This is a genomic window from Salmonella sp. SSDFZ54, assembly GCF_004010735.1.
GTDB classification, from domain to species: domain Bacteria; phylum Pseudomonadota; class Gammaproteobacteria; order Enterobacterales; family Enterobacteriaceae; genus Salmonella; species Salmonella enterica.
Window position 1 is genome coordinate 70,663 of sequence record NZ_CP034821.1, and the last position, 12,728, is coordinate 83,390.

General features: G+C 54.0%; 9 protein-coding genes. 2 read left to right on the forward strand and 7 right to left on the reverse strand.

The window, feature by feature from the left end; genetic code table 11:
* Positions 1 to 328: 328 nt before the first annotated feature.
* Entirely contained in the window at positions 329 to 676 is a 348-nt protein-coding gene (locus EOS97_RS26040; RefSeq protein ID WP_050869028.1) for a hypothetical protein, read from the reverse strand.
* Between the two features lie 249 nt (positions 677 to 925).
* Here EOS97_RS26040 and mobA point away from each other — a divergent pair, with 249 nt between their 5' ends.
* Together mobA and EOS97_RS26050 are read left to right on the forward strand one after the other, a co-directional pair.
* Positions 926 to 1,240, forward strand: a complete 315-nt coding sequence (gene mobA, locus EOS97_RS26045) for a plasmid mobilization protein MobA (RefSeq protein ID WP_050869029.1) — start codon at positions 926 to 928, stop codon at positions 1,238 to 1,240.
* A 28-nt stretch (positions 1,241 to 1,268) separates the two neighbouring features.
* A complete protein-coding gene (locus EOS97_RS26050) occupies positions 1,269 to 4,022 on the forward strand; it encodes a relaxase/mobilization nuclease domain-containing protein (protein ID WP_050869030.1) in 2,754 nt (917 codons plus the stop codon).
* Positions 4,023 to 4,057: 35 nt separating this feature from the next.
* Here EOS97_RS26050 and trbC read toward each other — a convergent pair whose 3' ends face one another.
* The 6 genes from trbC to EOS97_RS26085 form a co-directional block, all read right to left on the reverse strand.
* Positions 4,058 to 6,379 (reverse strand): F-type conjugative transfer protein TrbC, encoded by a 2,322-nt coding sequence (trbC, locus tag EOS97_RS26055; protein ID WP_050869031.1) that lies wholly within the window; start codon positions 6,377 to 6,379, stop codon positions 4,058 to 4,060.
* A 53-nt stretch (positions 6,380 to 6,432) separates the two neighbouring features.
* Entirely contained in the window at positions 6,433 to 6,918 is a 486-nt protein-coding gene (locus EOS97_RS26060; protein ID WP_021560357.1) for a single-stranded DNA-binding protein, read from the reverse strand.
* Positions 6,919 to 7,311: 393 nt separating this feature from the next.
* Positions 7,312 to 7,899: a DUF6012 family protein gene (locus tag EOS97_RS26070; protein ID WP_050869033.1), complete on the reverse strand. Its 588-nt coding sequence runs from the start codon at positions 7,897 to 7,899 to the stop codon at positions 7,312 to 7,314.
* Positions 7,900 to 7,954: 55 nt separating this feature from the next.
* A complete protein-coding gene (locus EOS97_RS26075) occupies positions 7,955 to 9,163 on the reverse strand; it encodes a DsbC family protein (protein ID WP_050869034.1) in 1,209 nt (402 codons plus the stop codon).
* 72 nt (positions 9,164 to 9,235) lie between these two features.
* Positions 9,236 to 10,429, reverse strand: a complete 1,194-nt coding sequence (locus EOS97_RS26080; RefSeq protein WP_050869035.1) for a hypothetical protein — start codon at positions 10,427 to 10,429, stop codon at positions 9,236 to 9,238.
* 15 nt (positions 10,430 to 10,444) lie between these two features.
* Positions 10,445 to 12,658, reverse strand: coding sequence for a type IA DNA topoisomerase (locus EOS97_RS26085; RefSeq protein ID WP_124744032.1), 2,214 nt, complete (start codon positions 12,656 to 12,658; stop codon positions 10,445 to 10,447).
* Between the last annotated feature and the right edge of the window lie 70 nt (positions 12,659 to 12,728).

The following is a 12,728-nucleotide window of genomic DNA, read 5'->3' on the forward strand; positions in this document are numbered from 1 at the left end:
AGCCGGACATGACAAAGAATAAAACCAGATAAAGTGCCAGGAATGAGTCTTCGTACGGAGATAAACACGACACCTCCGGGCGGGCCGTAAAATATCATTACAGGTTAATTAATTTCAAGAGTGGAGATGCAGTGTGGAAAAAGAACTGCCGCATTTATGCGGCAGAAGTGAAGAAAGTTTGCTTTCGTCAATTGTCATTTGACAGGACAGAAGGCGGATATGGCTATCGCCTTTCTCGCTCAGGTTAACAACAGGCCTTTACCAGGTAAACACCTGTCCGGAGCAGAAAAAAGTAAAAAATTTTTACCTCTATTGTGACAATGTCACATCACTGTGCTGACGATATCTTTACTTTGTCCTGTGATTCAGCATGAGGAGATGTTGCCTTTTCTGTTGCTGAAGACCTGCCAGAACGGCGTCGGGGTTTCTTCGCTTCGGCTTCACGAATGATATCCCTCAGTGTCTTTTCGCCCACCTCATAACCGGCTTCCTTCAGTGTGCTTCTGATGTCGGCAAGGGTGTAACCTTTCGTCCTGACCAGGACGATGATGTCATCCCGGATTGCGGACAGAAAATCATGCAGCGTTTTGCGTTTTGCGGTCAGGTCAGGGAGTTCAGAGAGAGCAAGACGTGCCGCTTCAATATCGTCATCGGAAAAAAATTTCTTTCCTGCCATGGGGAAAACTCCTTTCAGTCAGTAACAGAGCTCCAATTCTATCACCGTAGTCACCATCTGTCAGGGCTTCGCCCTGCCTCTGCCGTCATCATAAGACTATGATGCACAGCATTCAAAGGCTATAATGGAGTAAAAATCGGGACAAGATACATCTTTGTATTCCCGCCACACGGGCGATAATACAAAGATGCACTTACGGTCAGGGCTTCGCCCCGACACCCCGGTGAAGAAACAGCAGGAAAATAGCCCATGAGTAAAAGCGAAAAACGGATTAAGGATGCAGTGATTCCCCGGATTCGTTGCACTCAGGCAGAGAAGGACACCATCACCGAAAAGGCGAACTTCTTTGGCGTCAGTGTTCCCGAATACCTGCGGCGGCTGGCGCTCGGAAAGCCGCTGATCCCGGTCATCGACCAGGACATGCTTTTCGAACTTCGCCGTCTCGGTGCACTGCAGAAACACCTGTTTCTGGAGGGAGGACGCGTCGGCGACAAAGAGTATTCAGAAGTGATAGTGGCCCTGCGTGAGTGCGCGGATGCGCTGAAGAAACGCATCGGCAGCTGAAGACAGTGACAGGATAAGAAGAGACGACATGGTTCCGGTAATACCACAAAAACGACGCGATGGCGGATCATCCTTTGATGATCTGGTGTCGTATATTGTGGTCCGTGACCATGAAGAGATGGATAAAAAATACCAGAAGGTTGAGGCCTGCGAACTGCGCGGTTCGGAGACGAAGGGTAACCGTTTTTCGCGTATTGTCGACTATCTCTGCAAGGAGAGACAGTCTGGCGTTTCATCGCTTGAGAAGGTCTACAAGGATGGCGTTTTTCAGGAGAACTTCCACGGGGTGACCTGCTTTCATAACTGCAGTTCAGTGGAAACGGCAGTGGATGAAATGCAGTCTGTCGTTGATCGTAAACGTAGTACGCGTGGCGATACTGATCCTGTTTTTCATTACATTCTGAGCTGGCCGGAGCATGAATGTCCCCGTCCGGAGCAGATTCAGGACTGCATCCGTCATACGCTGAATCGTCTGGGGCTGACCGGGCATCAGTTTATGGCGGCGGTGCATACGGATACAGATAACCTTCATGTGCATGTTGCCGTCAACCGGATACACCCGGAAACTTTTCGAACCCGTGCTGTCGGAATGGCAATAGATCGTCTACATAAAGCCTGTCGCGAGCTGGAAATAAAACATGGCTTTGCTCTGACAAATGGCAATTTTATTGTTGATGAAAACCAGCAGATTGTCCGTCGTTCCGCGCATGAACGGAAACAACTGAGTGCATGGAACTGTGATGCGCAGGAGAATTTCAGAAACTATATTCGTGTAAAAACGTTACCTTTTGCGGGTAAATTCCAGACTCAGGGATGGCGTGCTTTTTATCTGTTTATGGGTAGTAAGGGCCTCACGCTGGACAGAATGAGCAATGGTGAATTTGCCGTTCGCGATATCCGTAATCCTGAACGTTTTGTTGTGCCGTTATCTGATTTTGGTCATGAGTGGAAGATGCAGTCGCTCGTAGCCGTCATGGGAGAATGGCAGGCGCCTTCCGAAAATGTTCTGCAGCAGCTGGAAAAGCTACGGCACAGACCGGTTTTCTTCGAACCCAAAACAGATTATGTACCCCGTCCGCTTTACCGGATGCAGGAGAAATACAGTCTGGCTGATTATGCGCGGGAGCATATTCATGATGCATTTGAAAAAATGACATGGCGTGGCGCTCATCATACAGTTGATGAGCTTCATGCCCTGTTTGCCCGTAACGGTCTGTATCTGCAGGTCATGAATAACGAGCTTGTGGTGTGTGACGCTTACGACAGAAAACGAACTCCCGTGCGTGCTGAATCTGTTCATCCTAAATTGCAGGTGCCTCTGTTAGCGGATCTTGATGGCGGCTGGAAAGCCGTGCCACGGGACATTTTTACGCATGTCCCGCCGGAGCGTGCATATAAATCTGAAGGGCTTGAGCGTGTGGTGCTCAGTGACAGTGAACGGCAGAAAACTTTCTTCGGTGCAGGTCCACAGGGTGCACTGAAACGCGAAATGTTCTCTGACAGGGAGTCCCTTTATGGCTATGCGGTTGATCACTGTCGGCAGAAAATTGATGACATGATCCGGGAAGGCCGTTTCACGTGGCTGGCGTGTCATGAGATGTTTGCGAAGGAAGGACTGCTGCTGGTTCCGCAGTACAAAGGGCTGGTAGTGATGGATGCGTGGCGGAGTATTCCAACGCCGGTGCGTGCAACGGCCATTCATCCTGACCTGTCACTGCAGATTGCGGAGCAGCATGCCGGTCCGTTTGAGCCGGTGCCGATGGATATCTTTGAACGAGTGCCTCCGCAGTCTCAGTACCGGCAGTCGTTAAGTGCACGTGAGAAAGCGGTGCGTATGGAGCGTCGTATAGAGCGTGCCACTGAACGTGCGAATCTGCGCGAACGCTATAACACATTCCGTGCAACCTGGCAGAAACCGGACCTGCAGGCAAAGGAACGTTATGCGCGTATCAATGAGGCGACCCGTCGTGAGAAGGCGATCATCCGGCAGCGTTTCCGTGACCCGCGTATCCGGAGAATACATTACAACGCAGCAGAGCTGCGGCGTTATCAGGCCAGAATGAACCTGAAGGACATGCTGAAAGAAGAACGCATACGTCTTGCTGAAGCAGGGAAACTGCATCCACCTTCATGGCGTCAGTGGGTGGAGCAGGAGGCGCTGAAGGGTGATAAAGCAGCGATTTCCGCGCTCAGGGGGATGGCATATCGTGAAAAACGGGGTAAGAAAGAAACCGTCACCACGCCGGGATTTGGCGTCATTAAATTTGATGCCGGAATTGATCCACAGATGATGAAACTGGAGGGGGCTACCGGTGAGTTACGTCGTGACGGCAGCATTGTATACAGGCAGGATGATAACGGACGGACAATCTGTCGGGATAACGGTGACAACATTGTTCTTAACCGCGATCCACAGAGTGGTGTGCTGGGACGGTCTGCACTTAAAACAGTACCGTTGATATTTGGGCGGGAGAGTGAGCGTTTTGAGCCGGATGGTAATGATCCTGCTCTACTCCGCTCGTTTGGTGAGATTGTTGCCTGGCACAACCGGAAGGACCCGCAACATATCCGTATTATCAGCAGAAAAGATGCCGATGATTATCGTCAGGCCGCAGTGAGCAGACACCAGAAGCGGGTTGAAAAATCCGAACGGGATGCGCGCAACTGGCAGTATGTTGCAGAGTACCTGGCGGAACAACTGGATCGGGAAGAGCAACAGCAGGATGGTAATGCTCATGGCCCGACTCCGGTTGGTCATAAGGGGCCGGGGATGGGACGTTAATCACTGCGCATGCCCCCGTTTTACAGGTGAAATTTTCAGCACCCTGACAACACTTTGTCGAAGAGTTCGTCGTGGTCCTCACCGGATGAGGCCTCGTCTGCTGAGGGCGTCGCGCCAGCGTCAGTACCGGTATTCTGCATGTCAGCATCCGCAGTATCTTCGCCTGAGCGTGTAGCTGCCTGCATCATCGCAGAGAAAAGCTGCTCAGGGGAAGGCCGGGTGCCGGACAGACTGAAAGGTATAATATCGCACTCCCCATCCCCGGACGACAGCTGAGGAGGCGCATTGCTGATAAGTGATATCCGGTTGGTACGGATATCTGCCGTATACAGCAGGCTGTAAAGGTTGTAAACCGCTTCGCTGATGTCGAAAATATCCGGCATGTCGAGCACCTGGCTGGCGCATTCATCGTGCAGTCTTCGCATCACCGGACTGATGAGTGTGAAGCTGTCGACGGGACTTTCCACTTCTCCCTTTAGTATCCCGATCAGGCGGGAGACTTTCTCCGGTCGCGGAATGCGGCGTTCACTTTCCCGGGGCACCAGATGCCGCAGTTCTGCCAGCGGAATCGGGTCGACCTGTATCAGCCGGTTGATTTGTACCGGAGTGCCAGACGTTTTTTCTGAATCCGGAATATACATGGATGTGCCGGCCACGGGATGTCCGTTGAAAATGGTGACGTTTTCCCCTGCCTGAAGATTGATCAGGTCTTTGAGTTTCAGCTTGTCTTCGTCGACAATCCTCGTCTGATCACCGTCCTGCCAGTCGGTTCCCAGCAGGCCATCCTTTCTTTTCAGCGTATCCATCCGGGCGTGAGCTTCCTGACCGGCTGCACGACGCAGGATGTTCATGGTTTTCTCATCACTGACGATTTTCCCGCTGATCTTGACGCCGGCATTCTGCATCAGGGTGGAAACGCTGTTCCCCCCTGCGGTCCCTTCCATACGTTCCGCATCCTGTGCTGCCATCAGCAGGGCAAAGTAGAGAGAGCGTACCTGCGTTGCCATTGCGGTGATTCGCTCTGTGTAGTAGGCACCAATCTCATCAAGATAGTTGATATAAGGAAACGTCGTTGCGTACTTTTTGACTTCGAGTGCCTCTTCATCCGTCCCGCCAATCCGGTGACCCAGGTCACGGGCGAGGATCATGCTCTGCTGCGTCACCATGATTTTCCCCAGCGCGGATGCGGTATGCGAGGACAGCTCAAGAGCCGGGATCATCGTGATGAGGATACGGTCACTATGAATACTGTCCCGCAGATCGATATCACCGGCATCCTGAGCAAAAATGTGGCCGTAGGTTTCGGTAAAGGTGGAGTATGTTTCCGAGAACTGACCGGTCAGGTAGCCGTGCTGTTTGCGCGGTTCTTCGGTCCACATGGCAGGTGTCCTGACATGTGCCATGTCGAAGCCGGGCAGCTCCTGCAGATAGTTTTTCAGGGGAGAAAGCGCCTCTTCCGGCCAGCGGGCATCGACGCCGGTCACGTAAAGCGCGGCCATCTTTTCCAGAGGCATGTATTCGCGCAGCAGCTGCATCGACATGCACCTTTTTTCTGCGACGCACAGGTATTTAACACCCGACACCAGAGCCTTGTTCATTGCGATGGCGCGGGACTGCCATTCCCCCCCCTGGACGTTCTGGGGCAGCATCGACTGAAGCGTTTCGGTGACCAGTGTCTCCGTGGCGTAGACAAAGGGATTGAAGGAGTTGGATTCCGGCAGGGATTTGTCGCCGGCATGGAGCAGTTCACTGCGGGAGCGTCCGCCGGTCATATAGTTGATGAACTCCACATCATCTTCACGACCGAAGCGCAGGGCCAGATACCAGATGGTCCTCGCCGTGTCGTTCTGTGCCTTGCCGTCCATCATGGTAAAGCCCCGGGCATGGCAGAGTGAGTTCAGCATCAGGGAGAACAGTGTTTCTGTCTTACCGCCCCCTGTCGTGGAGAAGAACATGATGTGCCGGACCAGGTCCGCCTGGGATAACCAGAGCTCGCGACCGACATCACTGCCTCGTTGTGTGCCGAGGAAGAATACCCCCCGAGCTTTACCCGGCCTGATGCGTGTGTAATTCCACGCACCAAGAAAGCGGGCTGTCTCCTCTCGATCTTCGCTGGGGTCGTCACACTTCAGCGTGGCGGGCATCCTCATGGGGCAGCGCCAGCGGTGGTTGTTGAAGATGACGCCTGTAAAGAGCATGCCCAGGATACTGAGCGGGGTCAGTAACGGCAGAAAGAGCGGGAGTATCATCATTGCCATGATGGCAGGGCCAAAGAAGTCGGGATTCTGCAGCAGCGAGGTGACGGGGGAGTGCCACGCGCTGCGGCGTATAAACTGCTCGTTGACTTTGTGTTGCATGATTGAATTTCCGGATGAAAATGCAGGAAGCAGGGGACTGAGGAGGCCGAACGTCAGAACGGGATACTGTCGTCATCGTCGCTGAAACTGCCGGACGGTGTGGTATTGCCCGGAGATGGCGAATTACCTGAAAACTGTCTGCCCTGTTGTGGTTGTTGAGGCTGTACCCGGCCACCCTGTGCACTATTCTGCCGGGAGCCCAGCATCTGCATGGTGCCGCCGGTATGCACCACCACTTCAGTCGTGTATCGTTCCAGGCCGGTCTGGTCGGTCCATTTTCGGGTACGCAGCTGACCCTCGATGTACACCTGAGCTCCTTTGCGCAGGTATTCACTGGCCACTTCCGCCAGTTTGCCGAACAGCACCACGCGGTGCCATTCGGTTTGTTCCCGCATCTCCCCTGTCTGTTTGTCCCGCCAGGTTTCGGAGGTGGCCAGCGCAATGCTGGCCACAGCGCCGCCGTTTGGCATATATCGAATATCCGGGTCCTGCCCCAGATTACCTATCAGAATTACTTTATTAATACCTTTCGAAGCCATAATAAACTCCAGTTTTTTTATTTCTATTTCTCTCCCGCCGGGGGCATTTTTTACTGAGGCCGGAATTATTGCCTGATAACTTTATTGATGGTTATCAGCTCGCCTAATATTTCGAAACTATCAGGTGGGCAGTTAAGCCATTTGTTAGAGCCGGCGATGATTTCCCTGTCCCAGCGTTTTATCCTCTCGCCATTTCTTTTTATGCATATCATGTAGTTCGATGGAGTCATTAGTTCTGCAGATACGGAAAGACATTCCTGAAATGATGACATGCCAAGTAATCTCTCTTCTCCTGAATTCCTACGGTAAAAAACATGCCATTTTGTGTTTTTTTTATTAGTCTTCATGTTGTTTTATAACTCACATAAATATCGGAAAACGACAGGGGCCTCTTTAAACAAGTAATGGTTGATTAACTGGTGGCTGTCTCCTGAATAAAGAGAAGTCGGTGTTTAATCGTTCAGACTGAATGGTGTGAAGTAAAATACTTTCTTCTCTGGATATAAGGAAGTTTCCCCATTCGAACTCTTCCCATACATCATGACTGTCTTCACCGGGATTATTTAACAAGGACTCCATTTTGGGCTGGATTCTTGCTGGCGGCTTATTCTCGTAAGCGGTATGTACTCTGTCGCTCCACTTATCAAAAGCACCGTTTAAAAGAAATTCCTGTGACACCATATCAAACTCATCATCTTCTATATAAGTATTGACCTGATGATGAATTAACCCCATGTTTTCAATATCCCAGGTGTATATGGTGGTAAACCATCTTAATTTTTTATTTGTTTGCAATATCAGACCATTAACGGCTTTCCTTCCTTTCCTCATTCCAACCCATACACATTTATTAGGCCATGGCCTGCCTACAGATAACGAATCGCTGTCAATTATAAAATCAAGTTCAGGTATGGAAATGGATTTCAGGCTGCATTTATTAGCCATGCGATGAAAAAGTTTTGGAACAAGATGCAGGTACATAGCAGTTTCCTTTATCTGGATTTCAGCTCTGAGTTAGCGTGTTCAAAATAAGTTCTTATTTTTCGGACTTCGTGGTGTTGTCGTTCAGTTTCAGCCAGAGGGCGACTTCTGTTGCGTTGTTCAGTAGCTCCTGCGGGACGGCCTGACCACGGTCACTGAGCACCCACGGCGTTCCGGCAAACTGATAGGCCCGGAATGCCTTGTCATTCACACTGACGGCGCGGGAAGCCAGCTCACAGTCTGATGCTGCTTTCGTATCCCCGTTCTCTTTTTTAACCGGAAACAGCATCTCCTCGCCCGGGCTGAACAGTGCCTTCCAGGCGTTGCGGCGGGCAGTGGCATCGGATTCGCACAGCACTTTCTGTGCCATGCTGGCCGATTTTTCTCCGCCAATCACGGACACCGGGAATATGCGAATGTTGAAACTGCCGGAAAGACGCTCCAGCACAGGTTCGATATCACGGCAGTGCGGGCATGACGGGTCCGAGAAGACATAAAGCGTCCGCTCATGTCCTTCAGAGAGCGGAACCGTGAAAATGTTGCGTTCATCCGCGCGTTTCAGATTTTCCGCCAGACGCTGTTCGCCCGACGCCGGTTGTGTCGATGTGTACGGGTGTTCTGTACTTTCTGCAGGCGACTGTCGCTGAGTGACGGCATCCGGTGTCGCCGGCAGACGGTCACGGATATGCTGTGTGGCGGCATCACGGGTTGCCACCGCTGAACTGAGCACCTGGCGGAGGGGGCGTTCATGAGCAGTGTGCACCGGCTCCGGCTTGTCCTCCCCGACATACTGTGGCGTCATATCTGTACGGTAGATATGCTCAGCGGCGGTGAATGGGCCGCTCCAGCCCGATATCATCCACATAAGTCCGGCTGCGATGAGTATGCCGCCGACCACGGGAACAATTCGCCGGGCGAACCAGGTGATACTGCGTTCTGCTTTTATGTTGTTTAGCGGGCGAAGTATGACCGGGGTACTTTCCCTGCGGCGGATTTCATCCGCAATGGCATCAACCACCCTGCGGGCTTTTTCCGGCGACAGGTCGGGCATTAAAGTCAGCTCATCACCGCTCCATTTACTGTAAGAGAGTCTGATGCCGCTCGCGTCCGTCGGGGAGTACAGGTGTGTTATGTCCTTTTTCAGTACCAGTGCCACCCTTTCCGTGTTGTCGCTGTAGCGTTCCGTGACGATGAAATAGTTGTCAGTGGATTCGGCATGCCAGGTGCTGTTCTGGTCTTCGTCAAAAATATCGTTCTGAAACATGGTGATATCCGTTATGTGTTTATGGAATGAATAAAGGCGTGAATTTCCCCGTGCGGGGCACGGGGATGCAGGTCACAGCTCCGGGCATTCCCAGCCGGCGTTGTGTGTTTCCGGTCGTGCGGGCGGTGTGTTTTCTTCTTCCCACAACAGGCCACAGGCGATAAGGTCTGCCCGGAGTCCCCGGACTGCCATACTGACGTCAGGTTCCGGAACCGGAAGGTGCAGACTTTTCGCCAGCCCTTCGTTTCTGGCGATGGCCACAATACCCGCCCCCTCAATGAATCCCTTGCTGCTGTTTGCCCTGTGCAGGGCATACCACAGTGGCCGCTCGAGTTCTTTCAGCCAGTACCAGCGGGGCGAATTCAGGCGAAGGTCATGGGCATACAGCCAGACCAGACCACTGCGTACAAAACGGTGCTCTTTCAGCCACCGGCGTGCCGCAGGATGGCGTGCCACGCGCATGAAATCCTGTGTCACCAGTGACCAGTCCGGCAACGGATGCCGGCATTTTCGGTAAGCCCCCGTTTTCCGGGCCGTGGCGGCGGAGATGTTCAGTTTGTCCAGCAGGGCTTCTGCGGCGGGGCGGTCCTGCAGAAAAAACTGTAGTCCGAAGACGGTAAATAAAGCCCGGTGATGTGGTCTCAGGCTTTTCCACCCCGCCAGCGCCGGACCGGCCTGTTTCATGAAACAGGCTGCCGTCTTCCTTTCATCCAGAATTCTGCCGGAAACCAGTCTGTACTTTTTAACAAAGGCCTGGGGTGTCTGTGCCAGGCGGTTTGTCGGGGACGGCAGGTCCAGCAGAAGCCGTTTCCGGCCGTTACTGCGGGCGAGGATGTACTGCAGGGCCGGTGACAGGGGAGCGAGCATGTGTGGCAGTGTGGTGATGCTGACGCGTCTGCGGCTGAAACGGTTCTGGGACGGATGTCCCCACCAGAGATATAACAGCAGCAGCCCCAGCGGGAACAGCACGGCATAAAGTATCGTGACGGTGTCTGCCATCACGTCCAGCCATTCGGAGGCGGTGATACTGTCAGCGCGTGCGGCCGTTTCTGCGAGCAGGTTGTACTTCTCTGCTGCCAGCCTGTGCAGGGCGAAATCCCGGGGGAGTGCCAGCAGAATGCCCCAGCAGCTGTGCAGAAACGCACAGGTGGCATATACCGTGCCTTTCAGCCAGACAACCAGAAAGAGAATGATCGAAATGATGATCATGGCAACCAGGGCAAGTCCCTGCTCACCCTGTTGCACACTGTTTGTGGACGTACTCATGATGATGTCGTTTCCTTAACGTTTTTTCTTTCTCTCCGGGAACACAAAGCCGATGTCGCCTTTCCTGATATCCCGGAACACCAGATACGCATCAAAGGTTTTGTCATTTTTCCCTTTAAAACCCCTGATTAACGGGGAGCGTCCTGTGGTCAGAAGCGTGGTCAGCTGATGCTGCGTCAGCTCCTTGCCGAGCAGCGTCCTTGACAGGCGGAACCCGCACCTGGCTGAACAACTGACGTTGTCCTTCCAGAAGCGGAGCGGTTTACGACAACCGGGGCAGGGCAGGCTGACTGCCTGGTCACCGCCTGGTTTTATTCCGTTGATATCAGCAGCCCGGACAACCAGCACTTTCAGTTCCTCGTGCAGCTTTTCAGCAAACTGCTCAACGGTCATTCTGCCGTCGATGATGGCATTCTGGCGTTCGACCCAGAGCGCCGTGAGGTCAGGGCGGGTGATGGTGGGCGGCAGGCTGCGGATAAGGGCGATGCCGTTTTCGGTGGGAATGAGTTTGCCTTTCATCTCTGTGATGAGGCCGCGACGCCTGAGAAGCTGGATATGCCCGGCCCGCGTGGCGGCTGTTCCAATACCGCCGTTCTCTTTTTCCTTGTCTTCATCCTTCTGGCGCAACAGCGCCCGGACCCGTTCATCGGTGACGAAGTCAGCAATGCGTGCCATCGCCGCCAGCAGCGTGTCTTCTGTGAACAGGGGCGGTGGCGTGGTTTTGTGGCGGACTGCCGTGGCGGAGACACACTGCAGCTGTTGTCCCGGTACCAGACGTTTCAGCCAGGCCGTGTTATCCCCGGCCAGTGTGCCCTGTTCATCCTGCTCTGTGTCTTCCTGTCGGGAGGCTTTCAGCAGCGAGGTGTATCCCGGCTCCAGCAGGCGTCGTGCACGAACCATGAAACGTTGTCCCCGGCAGGTCAGCGTTACGGTCACCACTTCCCGCTGGCGGGGCTGCATGAACTGCACCAGGAAGTATTCCGCAATGGTCTGCCAGACGAGGCGCTCCTGGTCATTCAGTCTGCTCAGATCGGGGAGCGACGTCGTGGGTATGATAGCGGTATGTGCCCCCACCTTTGCAGTGTTGAAAGCGGCAGATTTGCGTGACGGGTCCAGCGGCAGGTTATGCCAGCAGCCCGTGCGCTGCAGTGCGTCAAGCAGTGCGGGGGATTCCGCATACTGATCATCAGAAAGGTACGGGCAGTCGCTGCGGTTGTAGGTGATGGCTTTCCAGTTGTCGCGCAGGGACTGTGTGATGGCCAGCGTGGTCTGGCCATCGATGCCGTGCTGACGGGCCATGAGGCGCTGCAGATCCAGCAGCGTCAGTGGCAGCGGCGGATTACTTACCTCGGTGCCTGTCCTGACGTTCTCCACCACGGCGGGCTGTTTTGTCAGTGACTGCGCGCAACGGGTCGCCCAGCCCTCGTCACTGATACGTTTTTTCTCATCGCAGGGGGCATCTTCAGGTACCTGCATCCGGGCTTCGATAGCGTGTTCTGCGCCAGAGAATGCGGCATCCACGGTGAAATACCAGGCCTCCTGATGGTTTTTGACGGCCAGCCAGCGGTTAACGACCAGTCCGAGCGTGGGGGTCTGAACCCGGCCCACCGGAAGCACGCCGCGCATTTCCGGGTAACGTGCGCGGGCCGCCACGGTACAGGCCCGGGTCATGTTGTAGCCAAACATCTGGTCACCCACACTGCGGGCCAGTGCACGCTGGTAGAGCGGCCAGAACTGGCGGTTGTCGCGGATGTCCGCCAGGGCTTTTTTGACGGTGGCCAGCGTGATGTCGTTAATCAGGATACGGTCCACCGGCAACTGATTCCCGATCCAGACCAGAACCTCCTCGACAAGCAACTGCCCCTCGTCATCCGGGTCTCCGGCATGCACGATACGTGAGGCCTGTCGGGCAAGGGAAGAGATCACGTTCAGTTGCCTGAGTACAGCGGGGTCTTCGGCAGGAGGCTTGCCAGGCTCCCGGCGTGTTCTCGGGCAGTAACGGGGAGGCCACAGCCGGATGGGCAGGTCTTCTGCTTTCCAGATTGCCCAGTCAGGATTAATGGTCTCCGGCTCCTGAAGCTGCAGGAGATGTCCGAGACACCAGGTGATGGCGTCCTTCCCGCAGAGGATGTAGCCGTCTTTTCTGGAAACAGGCGTGTTGTTGATATCGGAGAGTGCCTCAGCGATGGCCATGGCCACCTGAGGCTTTTCGGCAATGAAAAGTCTCATAAGATGCCCTGATACAGAAAGAAAGGATGTGTGGGACTGGCGGCAGGCGGGCAGAAGCCCCTGTCGACAG